At 64.3% G+C, this 19307-nt stretch carries 22 protein-coding genes; 11 read left to right on the top strand and 11 right to left on the bottom strand.

Annotated features, from left to right (window positions below):
• Window positions 1–25 precede the first annotated feature (25 nt).
• Together GPL20_RS36750 and GPL20_RS36745 are read right to left on the bottom strand one after the other, a co-directional pair.
• Window positions 26–883, bottom strand: a complete 858-nt coding sequence (locus GPL20_RS36750) for a DUF1499 domain-containing protein (RefSeq protein ID WP_157337307.1) — start codon at window positions 881–883, stop codon at window positions 26–28.
• Window positions 884–1094: 211 nt separating this feature from the next.
• Entirely contained in the window at window positions 1095–2723 is a 1629-nt protein-coding gene (locus GPL20_RS36745) for a fatty-acid--CoA ligase (protein ID WP_157337305.1), read from the bottom strand.
• 64 nt (window positions 2724–2787) lie between these two features.
• Here GPL20_RS36745 and GPL20_RS36740 point away from each other — a divergent pair, with 64 nt between their 5' ends.
• Window positions 2788–3870, top strand: a complete 1083-nt coding sequence (locus GPL20_RS36740) for an extensin family protein (protein WP_157337303.1) — start codon at window positions 2788–2790, stop codon at window positions 3868–3870.
• Between the two features lie 36 nt (window positions 3871–3906).
• Here GPL20_RS36740 and GPL20_RS36735 read toward each other — a convergent pair whose 3' ends face one another.
• Window positions 3907–4587 (bottom strand): L,D-transpeptidase, encoded by a 681-nt coding sequence (locus GPL20_RS36735; protein WP_157337301.1) that lies wholly within the window; start codon window positions 4585–4587, stop codon window positions 3907–3909.
• Between the two features lie 342 nt (window positions 4588–4929).
• Here GPL20_RS36735 and GPL20_RS36730 point away from each other — a divergent pair, with 342 nt between their 5' ends.
• Window positions 4930–5907, top strand: a complete 978-nt coding sequence (locus tag GPL20_RS36730; protein WP_157337299.1) for a magnesium transporter CorA family protein — start codon at window positions 4930–4932, stop codon at window positions 5905–5907.
• Window positions 5908–6093: 186 nt separating this feature from the next.
• A complete protein-coding gene (locus GPL20_RS36725; protein ID WP_157337297.1) occupies window positions 6094–6312 on the top strand; it encodes a hypothetical protein in 219 nt (72 codons plus the stop codon).
• Between the two features lie 79 nt (window positions 6313–6391).
• On the opposite strand, the gene GPL20_RS36720 is transcribed toward GPL20_RS36725, so the two are convergent.
• From GPL20_RS36720 to pdxH, 3 genes are read right to left on the bottom strand one after another with little or no spacing between them, the layout of a single operon-like run.
• The gene (locus GPL20_RS36720; RefSeq protein WP_157337295.1) at window positions 6392–7162 is read right to left on the bottom strand and encodes a class I SAM-dependent methyltransferase; all 771 of its coding nucleotides are present in this window, start codon (window positions 7160–7162) and stop codon (window positions 6392–6394) included.
• A gap of 14 nt (window positions 7163–7176) precedes the next feature.
• Window positions 7177–7929 (bottom strand): SDR family NAD(P)-dependent oxidoreductase, encoded by a 753-nt coding sequence (locus GPL20_RS36715; RefSeq protein ID WP_157337293.1) that lies wholly within the window; start codon window positions 7927–7929, stop codon window positions 7177–7179.
• Between the two features lie 32 nt (window positions 7930–7961).
• Window positions 7962–8603 (bottom strand): pyridoxamine 5'-phosphate oxidase, encoded by a 642-nt coding sequence (gene pdxH / locus GPL20_RS36710; protein WP_157337291.1) that lies wholly within the window; start codon window positions 8601–8603, stop codon window positions 7962–7964.
• On the opposite strand from pdxH, the gene GPL20_RS36705 reads away from it, so the two are divergent.
• Both GPL20_RS36705 and GPL20_RS36700 read left to right on the top strand, forming a co-directional pair.
• Window positions 8561–9124, top strand: coding sequence for an RT0821/Lpp0805 family surface protein (locus GPL20_RS36705; protein WP_157337289.1), 564 nt, complete (start codon window positions 8561–8563; stop codon window positions 9122–9124). The genes pdxH and GPL20_RS36705 overlap by 43 nt on opposite strands.
• Window positions 9125–9311: 187 nt before the next feature.
• Window positions 9312–10274 carry a DnaJ C-terminal domain-containing protein gene (locus GPL20_RS36700; RefSeq protein ID WP_157337287.1) on the top strand — a complete coding sequence of 321 codons (963 nt, stop codon included), beginning with the start codon at window positions 9312–9314 and terminating at the stop codon, window positions 10272–10274.
• 349 nt (window positions 10275–10623) lie between these two features.
• On the opposite strand, the gene GPL20_RS36695 is transcribed toward GPL20_RS36700, so the two are convergent.
• Together GPL20_RS36695 and GPL20_RS36690 are read right to left on the bottom strand one after the other, a co-directional pair.
• A complete protein-coding gene (locus tag GPL20_RS36695; RefSeq protein ID WP_157337285.1) occupies window positions 10624–11394 on the bottom strand; it encodes an anti-sigma factor family protein in 771 nt (256 codons plus the stop codon).
• Window positions 11395–11500: 106 nt separating this feature from the next.
• On the bottom strand, window positions 11501–11989 hold the full coding sequence (locus GPL20_RS36690; RefSeq protein WP_157337283.1) for a sigma-70 family RNA polymerase sigma factor: 489 nt from the start codon (window positions 11987–11989) through the stop codon (window positions 11501–11503).
• 172 nt (window positions 11990–12161) lie between these two features.
• Between GPL20_RS36690 and fabI the strand changes: the two genes are divergently transcribed.
• The 6 genes from fabI (at window position 12162) to GPL20_RS36660 (ending at window position 17949) form a co-directional block, all read left to right on the top strand.
• Window positions 12162–12977: an enoyl-ACP reductase FabI gene (fabI, locus tag GPL20_RS36685; protein ID WP_157337281.1), complete on the top strand. Its 816-nt coding sequence runs from the start codon at window positions 12162–12164 to the stop codon at window positions 12975–12977.
• Window positions 12978–12992: 15 nt separating this feature from the next.
• Complete coding sequence (locus GPL20_RS36680; RefSeq protein ID WP_157337279.1) at window positions 12993–13592, top strand: histidine phosphatase family protein; 600 nt, start codon at window positions 12993–12995, stop codon at window positions 13590–13592.
• Window positions 13593–13754: 162 nt separating this feature from the next.
• Window positions 13755–14843 carry a chorismate synthase gene (gene aroC / locus GPL20_RS36675; protein ID WP_157337277.1) on the top strand — a complete coding sequence of 363 codons (1089 nt, stop codon included), beginning with the start codon at window positions 13755–13757 and terminating at the stop codon, window positions 14841–14843.
• 114 nt (window positions 14844–14957) lie between these two features.
• The gene (locus GPL20_RS36670) at window positions 14958–16148 is read left to right on the top strand and encodes an adenylate/guanylate cyclase domain-containing protein (protein ID WP_157337275.1); all 1191 of its coding nucleotides are present in this window, start codon (window positions 14958–14960) and stop codon (window positions 16146–16148) included.
• Window positions 16149–16462: 314 nt separating this feature from the next.
• Window positions 16463–16741: a hypothetical protein gene (locus tag GPL20_RS36665; RefSeq protein ID WP_157337274.1), complete on the top strand. Its 279-nt coding sequence runs from the start codon at window positions 16463–16465 to the stop codon at window positions 16739–16741.
• Window positions 16742–16773: 32 nt separating this feature from the next.
• Window positions 16774–17949: a radical SAM protein gene (locus tag GPL20_RS36660; RefSeq protein WP_157337273.1), complete on the top strand. Its 1176-nt coding sequence runs from the start codon at window positions 16774–16776 to the stop codon at window positions 17947–17949.
• Window positions 17950–18136: 187 nt separating this feature from the next.
• On the opposite strand, the gene clpS is transcribed toward GPL20_RS36660, so the two are convergent.
• The 3 genes from clpS to crcB are packed head-to-tail and all read right to left on the bottom strand — an operon-like array spanning window position 18137 to window position 19258.
• The gene (gene clpS / locus GPL20_RS36655; protein WP_157337272.1) at window positions 18137–18442 is read right to left on the bottom strand and encodes an ATP-dependent Clp protease adapter ClpS; all 306 of its coding nucleotides are present in this window, start codon (window positions 18440–18442) and stop codon (window positions 18137–18139) included.
• 43 nt (window positions 18443–18485) lie between these two features.
• Complete coding sequence (locus GPL20_RS36650) at window positions 18486–18827, bottom strand: DUF190 domain-containing protein (protein WP_157337271.1); 342 nt, start codon at window positions 18825–18827, stop codon at window positions 18486–18488.
• A 2-nt stretch (window positions 18828–18829) separates the two neighbouring features.
• On the bottom strand, window positions 18830–19258 hold the full coding sequence (gene crcB, locus GPL20_RS36645; RefSeq protein WP_157337270.1) for a fluoride efflux transporter CrcB: 429 nt from the start codon (window positions 19256–19258) through the stop codon (window positions 18830–18832).
• Window positions 19259–19307: the final 49 nt, after the last annotated feature.

Genomic DNA, 19307 nt, shown 5'->3' with positions numbered 1-19307 from the left:
CTCGCCATTCGCCACTCGCTATTCGCTACTTTTTCACCGTCTTCGCCGGAGCCTTGGGCGGCGGCGCCACCGGCGTCTTCTTCACCGGCTTCAGCGCGTCGGCATCGGCGGCGGTGTTGAGATCGTCGATGAATTTCTTCACGCGCGCGGCGTTGCTGCCGAGGTCGCTATCGAAATAGCGCGAGGCCGAGCGGATATCGACGCGGGAATCGTCGCCGTCGGGCACGACCCGGATCGAGATGTCCTCGCGGAAACCCATGATGGGCGTGCGCGCCACCGCCTCGATGCGGCCGATGCGGCGCGGCGGCTGCGGCTCGCGTTCGTCGATGACGAGCCATTTGCGCTTGATGACGAGCTGGCGCGCGATCGCATAGGCGCGGTCGACCGGAATCTCGAGCTCGATCGGCTCGATGTCCGGATAGAAGTGGCGCTGCTGCTCGGCCGAATACAGGCCGGCATAAACCGCCGTGTTGGTGCCGTCACCAGTGCGCAGACGCGACAGCGCGTCGAAGCGCGGCGGGTCGATCGGATCGGTGGTGATGTCGTGGATGGCCGGCAGCTTGCGATATTGCAGGGCAAGATAGGCGGGGTAGGCGAGGATCGCCCCGTCGATCAGGAAGGCAAGCAGGATGCGCGCCATGCCGCGCGAGCCGTTCTGCCAGATCGCGGCAAAGCCGGCGAGCCCGAACAGGATCGACAGACCCGCGATCGCAAGCCCGCCGAAGAAGGTCGCGAGCGCCGGCTTCATCTCCAGGAAGCCGAAGCGGACGATGAGGACCGATACGCCTACCGCCACCACCGCGAACACGGCCAGATTGCGCGCCCAGCTCGCGAGGCTGGACACGGGCTCCGACTGATAGGGAGCGGAAAACCTGCGGGCCATCGGGATTGAGCTCTGCCGGGGTTTTTGGGCGGTGCCGGCCGATCTGGCGCGACAATGGGCCGTTGAGACCACGGCTAGGGGGCAAATTCAAGGGAGACCGGGGTGTTACGGCCCGTCATTCCGGGGCGATGCGAAGCATCGAACCCGGAATCTCGAGATTCCGGGTCTGGTCCTTCGGACCATCCCGGAATGACGGTGTGTGCTTGGCCCGCTACGCCGCCGCGTTCGGGAAGCGGTAATCCTTGAACTGGTCGCGCAGCGCCGTCTTCAGGATCTTGCCCGTCGCGGTGTGCGGGATGCCGTCGACGAAGGCGACGTCGTCCGGCATCCACCATTTGGCGATCTTGCCGTCCATGTACTTCAGGATGTCCTCGCGCGTGGCCTGCTGGCCCTGCTTGAGCTGCACGATCAGAAGCGGCCGTTCGTCCCATTTGGGATGGAACACGCCGATCACGGCGGCTTCCGCCACGGCCGGATGGCCGACCGCGAGGTTTTCCAGGTCGATCGAGGAGATCCACTCGCCGCCGGACTTGATCACGTCCTTGGAGCGGTCGGTGATCCGCATGTAGCCGTCCTCGTCGATGGTCGAGACGTCGCCGGTGTCGAAGAAGCCTTCCTCGTCGAGGATGTTGGCGTCGACGCGGTAATACGCCTTGGCGACGGCGGGGCCGGAGACCTTGAGGCGGCCGAAGGTCTTGCCGTCCCAGGGCAGCTCCTTGCCGGCATCGTCGGTGATCTTCATCTGCACGGCGAAGGGGGCGTAGCCTTGCATCTGGAGCACGTCGAGCCGCGCATCGCCGGTCGCGTTCTGGAACGGCGGCTTCAGCGCCGCGACGGTGCCGATCGGGCTCATCTCGGTCATGCCCCAGGCGTGGCGGACGTTCGAGCCCATGTCGAGGAAGGCCTTGATCATCGAGCGCGGCATCGCCGAGCCGCCGCAGATCACCATCTTCAGCTCCGGCAGCTTCAGATTGTTGGCGGCCATGTGCTGGAGCAGCATCAGCCACACCGTCGGCACGCCGGCGGTGTGCGTCACCTTCTCGGTCGAGAGCAGCTCATAGACGGAGGCGCCGTCGAGCTTGGCGCCGGGCATCACCAGCTTGGTGCCTTGCGAGGGCGCGGAGAAGGCGATACCCCAGCTGTTGGCGTGGAACAGCGGCACCACCGGCAGCATGGTCTCGGAGGCGCTGGTGCCGAGCGCGTCGACATTGTTGGCCATCAGCGCGTGCAGCACGTTGGAGCGGTGCGAGTACAGCACCCCCTTCGGGTCGCCCGTCGTGCCGGACGTGTAGCACATCGCGGCCGCCGTGTTCTCGTCAAAGTCCTTCCATTCGAATTTGCCGTCGGCCTGCGCAATCCAGTCCTCGTAGGCCACCACATTCTTCAGCGTGGTTTCCGGCATATGCGCCTTGTCGGTGAGCACGATGTAGCGCTCCACGCTCGGAAGCTTGTCGGCGATCTTCTCCAGGATCGGAACGAAGGTGATGTCGGTCATCACGATGCGGTCCTGCGCATGGTTGATGATCCAGGCGATCTGCTCGGGGAAAAGGCGGGGATTGACGGTATGGCAGATGGCGCCGATGCCCATGATGCCGTACCACACCTCGAGATGGCGCCAGGTGTTCCAGGCAATCGTTGCGACACGGTCGCCGAGCTTGATGCCGTCGCGCTCCAGCATCTGCGAGACCTTGAGCGCCCGCTTGTGGATTTCGGCGTAGGTGGTGCGATGGATCGGTCCCTCGACCGAGCGCGTGACGACCTCCTGCTTGCCATGAATCCTGGCGGCGTGTTCGATGATCCGGTGGCAGAGCAGGGGCCAGTCTTGCATCAAACCAAGCATTCCGACGTTCCTCCGAGTATGGCTGGACTTGTTATCGCTCTCAGCGCAGGGCCAAAGAATTGTCATGAATTTTAGCCTGCCGGACTTTCGCCGCAAATGGTCTTGTCGCGGCTATATGTCCGCCGGCGCGGCAATGGTTACCGCCGTGCTCGGGCTGTCGCTTGTGCTGGCGGAGCGGGCAGAGGCGCGAAAATATGCTGCGCCGTTCGATATCTTTGGCCTTGGTACACCACGGCCGCGCGCGAAAGTTCATTCCGCCAAGATCCCACTACCGAAACCGCGCCCCGAGGAAGCCCCCAAGGCAACGGACGAGGCTGCGCCGGAGGCGGAAGGCAAACCTTCTCCCGACAAGTCTTCTCCCGGCAAGCCCGCCGAGGCGGCGCCGCCCGAGAAGCAGGTCTCGGCCTGCCGGCTCGCGCTGACCGAGGACATCGCGGTTGCACCGTCCATTCCCGATATCCGCGGCCCCGGCGCCTGCGGCGGCGAGGATCTGGTGCGGCTGGAGGCGATCGTGCTGCCCGACAAGCGCAAGGTGACGGTCAAGCCGGCCGCAATCCTCCGCTGCAACATGGCGTCCGCCATCGCCGATTGGGTGCGCAAGGACATGGTGCCGCTGGCCACAAGCCTCGGTTCGGCCATCAGCGATCTCGATAATTTCGACAGCTTCGAGTGCCGCGGCCGCAATCGCATCGTCGGCGCGCTGCTGTCCGAGCACGGCAAGGCCAACGCCCTCGACGTCCGCGCCATCAAGCTCGCCAACGGACAGTCGATCGGTTTCACCGACCGCACCCTGTCACGCGAGGTGCGCGAGCGCGTGCTGCATTCGGTCTGCGCGCGCTTTTCCACCGTGCTCGGCCCGGGCTCGGACTGGTACCACGAGGACCACATCCATCTCGACCTGGCGCAGCGGCGCAACGACTACCGGATCTGCCAGTGGAACGTCTGGGATCCCTTGCCCCAGGTCGCCCCGCTCCTGCCCGCGGAACGGCCCGAGGAGGCGCCGCCGCGCGAGGTGGCGGCCAAGCCGGAGTCAAAGGATGAGACCGATGATGAGGGGGCCGGGAAACCTGCCGCAGCCGCGGACAAGCCTGCGGGCGCTGCGGACAAGACTCAGCCGCACAAGCCCTCAACAAAAAAGCGCCGGTGAAACCGGCGCTTTTGCAAAGCCTCGGGCAAGACCCGCTTAGTAAGAAGAGGGGGAACTGCCGCCCTGGAGCGCGAGGCGCGAATTGTAGGGCGAGTCGCCGTGCTTCGGCTCGAGCACCACGACGAGGGTACCGACCTTGACGCGATCATAGAGATCGATCGCGTCCTCGTTGGTCAGGCGGATGCAGCCTGACGAGATCGAGGCGCCGATATATTCCGGCTGGTTGGTGCCGTGGATGCGGAACAGCGTGTCCTTGCCACCCGAATAGAGGTACAGCGCGCGGGAGCCCATCGGATTGTCCGGGCCGGGGGCGACATAGGTCGGCACGCCCAGGCGCGAAATTTCGCCGGGGGTGGGGTGCCAGGCCGGCCACTCGGTCTTGCTGCCCACCTTGGCAATGCCCGACCAGGCCATCGCCTCTTCGCCGACGGTAATGCCGTAGCGGATCGCCTTGCCGCCATCGAGCACGTAGTAGAGATAATGGTTGTCGGAATCGACCACGATCGAGCCCGGCGACTCCTTGCGGTGATACTCGACGATGGCACGGCGGAACGGCTCCGCAACCGGGGTGTTCTCGTACCGAACCTTGGCGAGGAGTTCCTTGTCCTTCGGCTTGAAGGCCTTGGTGTCGGTCGCCTCGTAATGCGTGGCCTGCATGCAGCCCGACAACATCAGGCCAGCGGCCAAAATCCCCAACTTAACTTTCAGCGACGACATGATTTGGTTCCAATCAAAACAATACCGCGCGGACGTCCTGAGCTTAGCGGCCCAAGTTCCTCGACTCCGTTAGGACCATTATCGTTGAAATCTGCCACAATTCCAGCACTCAAGGCCTTTTCCCGCGCTGCGAGAGCCCAGCTGTGGCTTTTTTGCCGCAAGTTTTCCAACTTTGGGCAGATTTCTTGTCAAAGCGTGGCGGGCTGTCGATTCTATGCCACGGTTGGGCCACGGCGCCGCCATAAATGCAAACGCACCGTTAATGTGCTTGTCATCATGAACTTGTCAGAATCGCGCTAAGGGGCTGTCACCCTGTCGCAGGCCCCCTCGCTGGAGTTGTTCATGTTTTCTGTGTTCGTTCCCTCCGAGGGTGCCCTCAAGAAGGCCGTAGTCGACGATCTTGCGGCCCTGCCGGAGAATGCGGTCTGGATCGACCTCGTCAATCCGACCGCAGCAGAGGACAAGGCTGTGGAGCGGATGGCCGGTATTGCGATCCCCACCCGTGAAGACATGCAGGAGATCGAGATCTCCAGCCGCCTCTATATCGAGAACGGCGCGCGCTACATGACCGCGACGCTGATGTGCCAGTCCGATACCGACATGCCCCGGACCACGGCGGTGACCTTCATCCTTGGCGACCACCGCCTGGTGACGGTGCGCTACGACCTGCCGAAGCCGTTCGCCCTGGTCGAGGCCAAGCTCGCCCGCTCCTGCACGCCTTCCATCACCGGCGAGATGGTGCTGATGGAACTTCTGGACGCCGTGATCGACCGCTGCGCCGACATCCTGGAGCGCTGCGGCGCCGAGATCGACCAGGTCTCGCACGACATCTTCGAGCCCGAAAGCGAGCGCCACGGCCACGCCAAGCAATACTCCCAGATCCTGATCTCGATCGGCCGCAAGGGCGACCTGACCTCGAAGGTTCGCGAGAGCCTGGTGTCGATCGGCCGCGTCGTCACCTTCCTCTCCGCGGTGGTGGAGGGCGTGAAATGGTCGAAGGACATGCGCGAGCAGCTCAAGACCATGCAGCGCGACGTCGCCTCGCTGACCGACCACGCCTCCTATCTCTCCAACAAGATCACCTTCGTGCTCGACGCCATGCTCGGCGTCGTCAATCTCGAGCAGAACAACATCATCAAGCTGTTCTCGGTCATGGCTGTTGTCCTGATGCCGCCGACGCTGATCGCCTCGGTCTACGGCATGAACTTCAAGTCGATGCCGGAACTCGAATGGGCGCACGGCTATCCGATGGCAATCGTCATGATGCTGGTCGCCGCCATCGTCCCGTACTGGATCTTCAAGTGGAAGAAGTGGCTGTGATACCTACCGAGACCTTACGCCATTCGCAGAGACACGGTGGATCGTGTCGCAGAATAGAGCGGGATTGAGGCCGCGCGGTGATGCCTGTGCGCCGCCCCAATTCCTCCGGTAAAATTTGAGCGGTGGACTGAACGTTTGCGCGAAACTTGTCTGCGATAAGCAGCATGTTAGCCGCGAGGAACAGCCATGGTTGAAAAACACATAACGACGCCCCGCAACGTCATCGATCTGGCGAACTACCGTCAGGTCGTGACGAGCGGCAAGGCGCCGTCGTTGTCGGCACGGATGTGCCGGCACTGTGGTGCTCCGCTGCTCGACGGCGAAAACGACGACGACTGCTCAACTGCGTTCAGCGCGGCCGCTCCGCGGCCACGCGAGAGGTCACGTCGGATTCGACTCGATTGAGGAACGGAAGGTAAGGGCGATCCAGGTCTTGCGGCGGCGTTGTCTGGATCGCCTTGCTTCCGCCCTTCGGCCAAATCAACTAGCGCTTCACGATCTGCGCCGTCGAGACGATGGTCTCGGCGATGGCGCCGTCGCGGCTGAACGAAGCCAGCTGCTCCTCGGCATCACGCAGCATCGCCTCGACGTTGTCGCCCACGGCCTCCGGCGAGGACGATGAGTAGGTGAGGGTGCGTTGAGCGAGGTCCTGCGCGCTCACCACATGGTTTGTTTCGACTGTCACGAGTTCGGCCGGTTGAAAGGAGCTGTCGCGAAAGAATGCGGGAAGGTCGCGATGGGTCCGCGTGCCACGGCCGGCCTCCTCCCAGAGACGGGCCGGCGACCAGCGGCGCCGGACTTCATTGTAGCCGTCAAGCCAGGGGTTGCGGCCGTCGGTGGCTGAGAACGAGGCGCAGATCAGAATGGCGCCGTCGCGGGCGACCAGCCGGTCGAGCAGCGCGAGCGTCAGGTCGCGGTCCATCCAATGCAGTGCGCGGCCGATCGTCACGACGTCGAAGCTGCCGATGTCGGGGGCAAGCGTTTCGGCCTTGCTTTCGATCAGCGTAATATGCCGCCCTGCACCCGCTGCGGCATGTCGCGCCGCCTCGATCATCGCGGGTTCGGGATCGACGCCGACGACGCGGCCGACATAGGGCCCGAAGCCGAGCGCCAAGAGCCCGGGTCCGGTGCCGAGGTCCATCAGACTGCTCTCTCTGGAGAGACCAAGCTTTTGCGCGACACTGCGGAAGAATTCGCTCGGGTAGGGCGGCCGCAAATGCTCGTAGAGTGCCGCTGTGCTCGCGAACCGGCCCATCCCTTTGCGCCTTGCTACACGTGCTGGCCGCCGTTGATGTGGATCTCGGCGCCGTTGACGTAGGAACTGGTGTCCGTGCACAGCACGTAGATGATCTTGGCGACCTCGTCCGGCGTGCCGAGGCGGTGCATCGGGATCTGCTGGTCGACGATCTTCTCGGTGCCGGGCGACAGGATCGAGGTGTCGATCTCGCCGGGTGCGATCGCGTTGACGCGCACGCCGATGCGGCCGAAGTCGGAGGCCATCTCGCGCGTCAGCGACGCCAGCGCCGCCTTGGAGGTGGCGTAGGCGGCGCCAGCGAAGGGATGAACGCGCGAGCCCGCAATCGACGTGACGTTCACGACCGATCCCTTGGCCGCCTTCAATTCCTCGATCAGTCCGCGCGCCATCATGATCGGCGCGAAGAAGTTGACGTGAAACACGTGCGTCCAGGTGTCGAGGTCGGTATCGACCGAACCGAGCCGGCCGCCGCCGGGTCCCTTGGGCGAGATCGCGGCATTGTTGACCAGCGCGTGCAGCGTGCCGCCCTCGAGCCGGCGGCGGATTTCCGTGATCGCCCGGGCGGTGTCCAGGGGATCACCGAGGTCGACCTGGATGTGATCCTCGGGTCCTGCGTCCCACGGACAGTCCTCCGGGAACGGATGCCGCGAGCAGGTGATGACGCGCCAGCCGGCCGAGGAAAAGCGGATCACGGTGGCGTGGCCGATGCCGCGGCTGGCTCCGGTCAGGAGCAGCGTACGACGCGGCACGTTGGACGAATGCGGCATGGACATCTTTCAGGTCGGCCCAAGAGAAAGGCTCAAGGATACATCCGCGTCTTGGACCATGGCTGGCCGGCCGCGTCACGGCGAAATTCGATGCGGTCGTGCAGGCGGAATGGGCGGTCGTGCCAGAACTCGATACGCGAAGGTGTGATGCGCCAGCCGCTCCAGCCCGGCGGCCGCGGCACCTCGCCGATGACGTATTTGGCCGCGACTTTTGCGATGGCTTGTTCGAAGGCGAAGCGGCTCTCCAGCTCCTGCGACTGCTTGCTGGCCCAGGCGCCGATCTGCGCCTGCTTGGGACGAGTGGCGAAATAGGCGTCGGCCTCGGCATCGGTCACCGGCGTCACGTTGCCGCGGATGCGGACCTGACGGCGCAGCGACTTCCAGTGAAAAAGTAAGGCCGCCTTAGGATTTGCGGCGAGTTCGCGGCCCTTCTGGCTGGCGATGTGGCTGTAGAAGACAAAACCCTCGGTATCGAAGCCCTTCATCAGCACCATGCGGACGTCGGGCAGCCCGTCGGGATCGACCGTCGCGAGCGCCATCGCGTTCGGATCGTTCGGCTCGCTCTTGATCGCCTCGTTCAGCCAGGCCTCGAACAGCGCGAACGGCTCGTCGGCGGCGGTGAAATCACCGGATGTTAAGGGTGTCTGGTGTTTCATCGAGGTCGTGTCGGTCATGTCTGGAGTCCGAGTTGCGTCGCGCGGCCCAAAACCCGCTGTTGTCTGCTACCGCCCTATATAGGGCATGGGGACGCATTGGCCTATCGGCGATCCGGCCGTCCGGCCTTGTCATGACGATCATTCTCGTCGGGCTCGGCACCGGCGGTTGCAGCTTCTCCCGCAATGACAAGGGGGCCTACGCCAAGGCTGACGACAGCGATCTCACCGGCTCGATCGCGCAGCCGGCAAAGGACACCGCGCCAACCGAGACCGATCTGGCCTTCGCCCGCAATGCCGCCTCCGACGTCCTGAGCAAGGGCGATAGGGATTCCAGCCAGCATTGGGAGAATCCGGAGACCGGTGCCCGCGGCTCCGTTACCCCGATCGCGCAGTCCTATGCCGCCGAGGACGGGCGCAAGTGCCGGGATTTCCTGGCGAGCTATGTCAACGGCAGCACAGAAAGTTGGCTTCAGGGAGCCGGATGCCAAAGCAGCCGTGGCCGTTGGGAGATTCATACGCTAAAGCCGTGGCGGAGCTGAGCATGATCCAGACTCGGAGGGCCGCGTTCGCGAGAAATGGGAACCGGTCTTCCGATCAGATCACGCTCGAACCATAGAGCTTCGGCTGGCCTGACTAGTTGCAAAAATGCCACTCCCATCCCACATGGATCGCAGGTGGGGCGGGGAGCCCTTTGAACAATTCGATTCCCTGAAGGAGACGTGACGGATGCGCGACCCCTATGAGGTCTTGGGGGTGCCGCGGAGCGCCAACGCTGCCGCCATCAAGAGCGCCTATCGCAAGCTTGCCAAGAAGCACCATCCCGACAGCAACAAGGACGACCCGAAAGCGGCTGAGCGCTTTGCCGAGATCAACACGGCCAACGAGATCCTCGGCGACGAGGACAAGCGCAAGCAGTTTGACCGCGGCGAGATCGACGCCGAGGGCAAGCCGCGCTTCCAGGGCTTTCCCGGGGGCGGCGGCGCGCGCGGGCGCGCAGGCCCCGGCGGGTTCGAGAGCTATACGTTCCGCTCCGGCGGCGGCCCTGGCCAGGGCGGCGGCGCGTTCGAGGACATCCTCAACAGCATGTTCGGTGGCGGGACCCGCGGCGCGCGCCCCGGGGCCGGCGGCGGAGCCCACTTCGAATTCGACACCGGCGGGATCGGGCTCGATCTCGACGTGAACGTTGCCATGAGCGTCTCGCTGGAGGAGTCGGTCAGGGGCGGTGAGAAGCGCGTTCGGCTGCCGAACGGCAAGGAGCTCAACGTCAAGATTCCGGCCGGCGTCGTTGAAGGCCAGCAGATCCGGCTGCGGGGGCAGGGCGAGAGCGCGCAGGGCCATCCGCCCGGCGATCTCCTGATCACCATCAGCATCGCGCCGCACCCGCACTTCAAGGTCGAGGGCGCCGATCTCCGCATCGACCTGCCGGTCACGCTCTATGAGGCCGTGCTCGGCGGCAAGGTTCGCGTGCCCACCCTCGGCAATGCCGTGGAACTTTCGGTCCCCAAGAACACCTCCAGTGGCCGGACCTTCCGCCTCAAGGGCAAGGGACTGCCGAAAGCTGGCGGAACGGGGGATCTCTTCGTCGTCATCAGGATTATGCTACCAGACGGGAACGATGCCGAACTTGAGGCATTGATGGAAAAGTGGCGGGACCAACACCCCTACAATCCGCGTAGTGGGGTTGGTTAGGGCGTGATCGCAACTGAAGGGGTTCTCCTGAAGATCCAGGGCATCTTCCGGCAGATGATGCTCATCATGTGCTGAGGCGCGGTGGCGCTTCGCTTGCTCGGCGTGTCGGTTGTCCGGCGGGGCAGCCGATAAATAGGTGCGGCCTCGAGAGGGGGACCAGCGCGGTACCAAAAACCCCAATCGAGGCCGCCCGCGTCGATCGGCGGATCGAACGCTGCTCATTTTCGCGTGATCATCCGGTGCGATAATGAGACGCGCCGATGTCCTGATTCCAAATTTTCGATGACGGAATCTAGGCACCGTGCTTCGCGATGTCCGTCGAGGCGGAGCTGCGGCTATGGCCGGTCGATTAGCCGCCGTTTTTCTCGGCCTGATCGTACACGGCCTGCGCCACCCTGGTCAGCCGGTCGCGGTCGCCGCCGCCGCTGACGACGTAACCGACGCCGCGCTCGGCCCAGAACAGCGCCCCGTCCTTGTCCGTCCTGGCGTAGCGCATCTGAGTCGCGCCGGTCTCGGTCTTGGCGGCGTAGATCGTGAACCGCTCGCCCGAGGCGCCCTCATACATCAAGAATGAAGCCGGACCGTTCGGCCCCGGCAGAAGCCGGCCGCCGACGAGCTTCAGCCCGCTCGCCTCCAGATTCGGCGCAAACACGGTCCAGCCGCAGCGCCGCGTCAGCCAGGCCTGGAGATGATCCCGCTCGTTGCCGGGTACCTCGACGGGATGGCGGACCTCGACGACATAGAGGCGGTGGGCGTCGAGCGCGTCAGCCGTAAAACTCCGGAAGGTCGAGGGGGCGTTGGCGGCGCCATGCGCCACCCAGCCGGCGGTACCGCCGGCGACGAACGCAACCATCGCGGCCGCGGCGGCGCCATAGAGCCACTGACGGGGCCGGCGCACCAGCCGCTCGAGCTCGAGCCGCGCCGGCACCGGCTCCTGCGCGACGGCGTCGTAGCGGGCGTGCAGCATCTCGGCCATGGCGCGCCAGGACTGCACACGCTCGGCCTCTTCCGGATTGGCGGCGAGCCAGGCCTCGACATCGGCGCGGCGCTCTGCCGGCAGCTCGCCGTCGACATAGGCGTGCAGTTCGTCTTCGGTCACTGAAATCTTGCGGTCGTTCATATCCGTCGTCTCTGGCTCCGCGGCCCAAAATATCCTTCGTGACTCAACTTCGCTCGCTTCATCGTCAGGTCGCGGGCGGACAATTCGCGATCGATCGATCCCGCCATCATTTCACCCGCCTGAGCGCCGGGCGCTCGCCCTCCAGCGAGGCTTTGACGTGGGCGCGGGCGCGTGCCAGGCGCGACATCACCGTGCCGATCGGCACGCCCTGGATGTCCGCGACCTCGCGGTAGCTCATGCCCTCCAGCATCACCAGCAGCAGCACCGAGCGCTGCTCCTCGACCAGCGTTGCCAGCGCCTTCTCGATGTCGCGCCCTTCGGCCTCGGTCCCGCTGGCATCCGGGTTGTTCTCCGTCAGCTGCATGAACTGCGGCCGTCGCGCCAGCGAACGCCGCCGGTTCTTGTTGAGGTTGGTCAGGATCGTATAGAGCCAGCTCCTGACGTCGCCCCCGAGAAACAGCCGCTCCGAACGCAGCGCCCGCACCAATGTATCCTGCACCAGATCGTCGGCCGCATCCGCATCGCGCGTCAGCGCGCGGGCGTAGCGGCGCAACGCCGGGATCATGGCTTCCACACTCTGGCGAAACGCATTCATTGCGGTCTTGACGTCCCAACGTTCGGCGCGAACGCCTCAACGATCATAACACCCGAGTGGAACGGCTATTCCGGCACTCGAAACAGCGTTAACGCCGCGTATTAGGGCTGTACCGCGAAGGAGGGCTGGTGTACCTCCAGACCTCACCGAGAGCTCGACAGGGCATTAGAAAATGGCGCAAAATTCAGGACTGATGCAAGGCAAGCGCGGGGTGATCCTCGGCGTTGCCAACAATCGCTCGATCGCCTGGGGCATCGCCAAGGCATGCCACGCGGCCGGCGCCGAGCTCGCCTTCACCTATCAGGGCGATGCGCTGAAGAAGCGCGTCGAGCCGCTCGCCGCGGAGATCGGCGGCCTCGTGCTCGGCCATTGCGACGTCACGGACGCGGCAACCATCGACGCCGCCTTCGCGGTGCTGAAGGAGAAGTGGGGCAAGATCGACTTCCTGGTGCACGCGATCGCCTATGGCGAGCAGCTCGACGGCCGCTACGTCGACACCACGCAGGAGAATTTTTCGAAGTCGATGCTGATCTCCTGCTATTCGTTCACCGCGGTGGCGCAGCGCGCCGAGAAGCTGATGACGGATGGCGGCTCGCTCATCACGCTCAGCTATTACGGCGCCGAGAAATGGATGCCGCACTACAACGTGATGGGCGTGGCGAAGGCGGCGCTGGAGGCCAGCGTGCGCTATCTCGCCGCCGACCTCGGTGAGAAGAAAATCCGCGTCAACGCGATCTCGGCAGGTCCCATCAAGACGCTCGCCGCCTCGGGCATCGGTGACTTCCGCTATATCCTGAAGTGGAACGAGACCAACGCGCCGATGCGGCGCAACGTGTCGACAGAGGACGTCGGGGGCAGTGCCCTGTATTTCCTCTCCGACCTGTCGCGCGGCGTCACCGGCGAGGTGCACCACGTCGATTCCGGCTATCACGTGCTCGGCATGAAGCGTCCGGACGCGCCGGACATTTCGCTGGGTGGAAAGGACTAACACTTAAACTCCGGAATGCCCGTGCCCACGATCTACTTCCTTCGCCACGGCGAGACCGAGTGGAATGCGCTCGGGCGGCTCCAGGGCACCAAGGACGTCCCGCTCAATGCGCGGGGCCGCGGCCAGGCAGTGCATGCCGCAGGCGTGCTGGCCGATCTCTTCAGGCGCGACCGCAAGGACGGAGCGGCGATGCCTTATGTGTCGAGCCCACTCGGCCGTGCACGCCAGACCATGGAACTCGTGCGCGGCAAGCTCGAATTGCCGCCTGCCGGCTATTCGCTCGACGACCGCCTGCGCGAGATCGGCTACGGCGTCTGGGAGGGGCTGACACTGGCCGAAAGCGAGTCCTCTGATCCCGAAATCTATGCGAGGCGCCTCGCAGACAAATGGACGGTCGCGCCTTCGGGCGGCGAGACCTACGCTGCCGTCCAGCTGCGCATGCTCGACTGGTACGAGTCGGTTCTGGTCGACACCGTCGCGGTGGCCCATGGCGGCACCTGCCGGGCCCTGATGGTGGCCCTCGGCATCGAGACCCCCGCCAGCGCCGCCGAGCTCTATATCGAGCAGGGCGCCGTCTACGTCTTCCGCGAGGGGCGGCTGGAGAAGTTCAGTTAGGCCAACTCGCCGTCATTCCGGGGCGCCCGAAGGGCGAACCCGGAATCTCGAGATTCCGGGTCTGGTCCTTCGGACCATCCCGGAATGACGGGAACGGGGTTGAACGCCGTGTTCCCCCGCGTTACCACCACAAGTCAGAACTGACTGACGAGCCAGAGACGAATGTCCTTCAACACCTTCGGCCACATGTTCCGTGTCACGACCTTTGGTGAGAGCCATGGGGTGGCGATCGGCTGCGTGGTCGATGGCTGTCCGCCCATGATCCCGCTGACCGAGGCCGATATCCAGCAGGATCTCGACCGGCGCCGGCCGGGCCAGTCGCGTTTCACCACCCAGCGCCAGGAGCCTGACCAGGTGAAAATCCTGTCCGGCGTGATGGCGCATCCCGAGACCGGCGTGCAGGTGACGACGGGCACCCCGATCGGGCTCCTGATCGAGAACACGGACCAGCGCTCGAAGGACTATTCCGACATCAAGGACAAGTTTCGGCCCGGTCACGCCGACTTCACCTATGAAGCCAAATACGGCCTGCGCGACTATCGCGGCGGCGGCCGCTCCTCGGCGCGCGAGACCGCAATGCGCGTCGCGGCCGGCGCGATCGCGCGAAAAGTGCTGCCCGACGTGAAGGTCCGCGGCGCGCTGGTGCAGATCGGCCCGCACAAGATCGACCGCGCCAAATGGGACTGGGACGAGATCGCGAAGAATCCGTTCTTCTGTCCCGACAAGGACAAGGCCGCGTTCTTCGAGACCTATCTCGACAGCATCCGCAAGAGCGGCTCCTCGATCGGCGCGGTGATCGAGGTTGTCGCCGAGGGCGTGCCGGCGGGCCTGGGTGCGCCGATCTACGCCAAGCTCGATTCCGATCTTGCGGCCGCGATGATGACCATCAACGCGGTGAAGGGCGTCGAGATCGGCGCCGGGTTTGGCGCCGCCGAGCTCACCGGCGAGGAGAACGCCGACGAGATGCGCACCGGCAATGACGGCACGCGCTTCTTGTCCAACCATGCCGGCGGCGTGCTGGGCGGCATCTCCACCGGCCAGCCGGTGGTGGTGCGTTTCGCGGTGAAGCCGACCTCGTCGATCCTCCAGCCACGTCTCACCGTCGATAGCAAGGGCGCCGATACCGAGATCTTCACGAAGGGCCGCCATGACCCCTGCGTCGGCATCCGCGCCGTTCCGGTCGGCGAGGCCATGATGGCCTGCGTGCTGGCCGATCACTTCCTGCGCGACCGCGGGCAGGTGGGACGCTGATTGCTTCACCTCTCCCGAAGGGAGAGGTGAGCACGTCGCGGCTGGTGCGTCGTGTCGCGCCACTAGCCTACCGCGCAGCTTGACGATCCCGCAACTTCGTCCGCAAATGCGGGCATGGAAAGCTCCGAGCTCCAGCGCGTCACCCACTGGCTGATCGACGGCGTTTGGTCGTCGGAAGAGCCGGCCGAGATGATCGCCGATTTCTGCGAGCGCCTGGTCGCGGCCGGCCTGCCGCTATGGCGGTTCGGCATCTTCATCCGTACGCTGCATCCGGAAATCTTCGGCCGCAACTTCATCTGGCGGCAGGGCGAGGAGGTCGAAATCGGCGCCGTCGAATTCGATGTCCTGGATTCGCCGCAGTTCGCGCAAAGTCCGCTTCGGATCGTGTTCGAGCAGGGACTGGAGGTCCGGGGCCGCGTCGACGATCCCGACAGTAAGCGCTTCCCGATCATCAACGACATGCGGGCCGAAGGCGTGACCGACTACATCGCGGTGCCGCTGTCGTTCCTCGACGGTTCGATCCATGCGACGAGCTGGATGACACGGCAGCCCGGTGGCTTCAGCGGCGACGACATCGCTGCGATCCGCGCCATCATGGCGCCGCTCGCGCGCGTCAGCGAGATCATCAGCCTGCGCCGCACGGCCGAGATGCTGCTCGATACCTATGTCGGCAACCGCGCCGGCGCGCGCATCCTCGGCGGCCAGATCCGCCGTGGCCACACCGACACCATGCAGGCGGTGATCTGGCTGTCGGACCTGCGCGGCTTCACCGCATTGTCGGACCGGCTGCCGGCCGAGACCGTGGTCGCGATCCTCAACCATTACTTCGACTGCCAGGTCACTGCGATCCGGGGCCATGGCGGCGAGGTGCTGAAATTCATGGGCGACGGCCTGCTCGCGGTGTTCCCGATCGATGAATATGTCGGCGATGCCGCACATGTCTGCGCGCACGTGCTGGAGGCGGCGCGCGAATCCCGCGCCAGCGTCGAGGCGCTCGCCTTTCCGGTCGGCGTCGCCGTCGAGCGTTTCCGCTTCGGTGTCGCGCTGCATGTCGGCAACATCCTCTACGGCAACATCGGCGGCGGCAACCGCCTCGACTTCACCTGCATCGGGCCAGCCGTGAATCTTGCGGCACGGCTGGAGAAGATCACGGGCCGGCTCGGCCGCACGGTTGTGGCGTCGGAGGGATTTGCGAATGTCTGCCACCACGGCTGGCACGAGCTCGGCGAATTCCCGATCGCGGGATTTGCCAAGGCGCAGCGCGTGTACGGGCTGGCGGAAGAGACGCCGGTGGTGATGGCATAAGGCGTGCGCGCAGAGGAACGTAGCGGGCCTTCGCTTCCACATGCGGCTTGGAGGCCGCGTCGTCGGGAAGGATAGCTCTAAAATTCCGGCTGCTGGCGGCAAGACCGTCCTGCGCATCCATTGGTCGAGCCTTACGTGCATCGGCTGAGCGGCCCAACTTTCGTGCGCGCCCGTGGCGGCGGTGGTCCGGCCGCCCGTCCCGACACATTGCCGCTACAATAGAAAAGGTATAATCTTTGTTATTGCTCAGCCGGCTCGACATGCCGGCCTTTCGTTCGATCCCTGCATTGCGTCGCGAAAAGAGGAGCACAATCATGCCGATTACGACGCTGAAGGTCTTGGCGAGCCTCATCCAATTGCATGGGCCGGGCGCCACCATTCAGAGCGACCATCAGGGTATCGACGCGTTGCTGAACGATCTGCGTGGACAGAGTGCGGAGCAAGGGGTTGTCTCCGACGAACCCGTGGTGACCCAGGCGGCTTTCAGGCGAGGGGGATTTGCTAAGGGGGCCAATGCAGGCGCCTTTCGCAGGGCGGCATACGCTCCAGGCGTGGGCGCGTTCCGCCGAGGCGGATTTGTTCGAGGGTACTAGATAAGCTTCTTCCAGCCCGTCTTGGTATCGGCATGTCGGGTGATAATTCAGATCGTGTCGATTTCCAGGATCAGCCGATTACGCAGCTGCTGGTCAAGGTCGCGACGAGATGCAACATCGATTGCGACTACTGTTACTGGTTCCGCGACGCGTCCGTTTATAGCAAGCCGAAGCTGATGAGCCCTGATGTGCAGCATCGATTGCTGCAACGCATCGAGGAGCACGTCGTCACGTACTCCCTCGTCGATTTTCCCATCATTCTGCACGGCGGCGAGCCGTTGCTGTGGGGCGTTGCGAACTTCCACCGCTTTGCCGAGGCTTGCGATGCCATTTCATCGCGGACGGGCTGCGACATACCCATCGCGGTCACGACCAACGGCGTGTTGATCGATGACGAATGGCTGACCTGCTTCGAGGCCCGCAACATTTCGGTTGCGATCAGCATCGACGGGCCGGCCCATATTCACGACCTCCACCGCAAGACGTTTCAGGGGACTGGCACCCATGCCGCCGTGGAACGTGCCGCTCGCATGCTGGTATCGCGCAACATTGGCGTCATTGCCCTGGCCGTATGCAATCCCGCTTACGCGCCGCGGCACTACGCCGATTTCTTCGCCGCGTGTGGAATCTCCAACTACGACATCATGATCCCTGACGCGACGGTGGATGAGAGGCCGCCATCCATTGCCGCCTTCTACAAGGGGCTGTTCGACCTGTGGCTCGAGGCAAATCGCACGACGCCGACGACCGATATCCGCATCATCTCCGACATGATCACCGCGCTTCTTGGCAACAATTCACCGACCGAGGGCGTGGGCCACAAACCCGTCGAGCTTTGCACCGTGATGACCGATGGCAGCGTGGAGGCCCACGATGTGCTGCGGATTGCGGGCGATGGCTATACGAGCACCCACTTCAACATCTTCGATCATGCCATCGATGAGATCAGGAAGGAGCCGCGCTGGAAGGCCGCGCGCGATGCTTCGATCAACCTTTGTGCGAAGTGCCGTCAGTGCAAATTCATGAACGCCTGCGGGGGAGGCTATCTGCCGCACCGTTTCTCCAAGACGAACGGCTACGATAATCCTTCGGTCTATTGCGACGATCTCTATTCGATGTTTGAGAACATGCAATCCATACTGGAGAGCCATCTCTATGTCAGCAAGCCGGACGGGGGGCGCGTCAACGTGCATGACACCCTGGCGTGAGCCTAAAGCATGATCCGGAAAAGTGCGCAGCGGTTTTCCGAAAAGATCATGCTCAAACAACAACCTAAAGCGCGATGACGATTCATCCTAATCCCATCGCGCTTTAGGGGATGGCTTCTTCGCTGTCCGGCGTGCGCCGGTTCTGATGATCTCGCGCGGGAAGCGAAGTCGGAAAACGCGCTGAGCCTTACTCTTCCGGCTCCGTCGTGAACAGCAACGGGTAGCCCTTGGCACGGCCGGCATCGGTGGCGCGCGTCGCCTTGGTCTCGGCGACGTCCTTGGTGAATACCGCGACCACGCAGGTGCCCAGCTTGTGCGCGGTGATCATCACCTTGTAGGCCTGATCCTCGGTCATGCGGAACTCGGCCTTGAGCACCATGGTGACGAATTCGCGCGGCGTGTAGTCGTCGTTGATCAGGATGACCTTGTGCAGCCGAGGCCGCTCGACCTTGGTCCTGGTTCTGGTTTTCGGCTTGATGACGGTGTCGTTCATTCCGCCTCCTGGACACGGCGGGCTCGGGTTCCGACCGCGGCGATCAGCTCGCGGCCTTCGCACCATATTGCAGGACCTGCACCTTCTCCAAGGTAATCAGGCCGCTCGACATCATGCCATCCAGGATGGGCAGGAATGCATTGATGTTGTCCTCGCTGTCGACGATCTCGATCAGCAGCGGCAGGTCCTCTGACAGCCGCAGGATCTTCGAGGTGTGCAGCCGGCTGGACTTGCCGAATCCCATCGGCCCGCGCAGCACGGTGGCGCCTGCAAGGTGCCGCTCGCGCGCGGTCATCACGATCGCTTCATAAAGCGGCTTGCCGTCGAAATGATCGCTTTCGCCGATGAAGATCCGGAGCGAAACTGCCTGAGCGGGGATTTGCATGATCAGCTCCTTGCCAAGCGGTTGTAGCGGCTCGCCATCATATGCCCGAGCCACACCGACACCAGCCAGCAGATGACGGACGCTGCGACATAGGCAAGTGCCGTGGACTTCATGCCGCCGTGGAGCAGGCGGAAGGTCTCCAGGCTGAAGGCCGAGAACGTGGTGTAGCCGCCGCAGAACCCGGTCATGACGAACTGCCGGTGCTCGGGCCGCGCCAGCACGCGGCCGTCGGGGCCGGTCAGCGTCGCGTAGAAGCCGATGATCAGCGAGCCCGTCGCGTTGATGAACAGCGTCGCAAAAGGAAAGCCCGGCCCGGTGTCGAGCGCGAGTCCGACCAGATAACGCGTCAGCCCGCCGACGACGCTGCCGGCGGCAACCCAGGCATAGAGTATCGCGCTGCGCCAGCGCTCGGCGGAGGGGGGAGAGTTCATCTGCCGCCGCTCGTTCCCCCTCGCCCCGCTTGCGGGGAGAGGGTTGGGG

Origin of the sequence: Bradyrhizobium cajani (assembly GCF_009759665.1) — a bacterium.
Classification (GTDB): Bacteria; Pseudomonadota; Alphaproteobacteria; order Rhizobiales; family Xanthobacteraceae; genus Bradyrhizobium; species Bradyrhizobium cajani.
The sequence above is the reverse complement of the archived record's forward strand: the minus strand, read 5'-3'. Positions and strand labels throughout refer to the sequence as shown.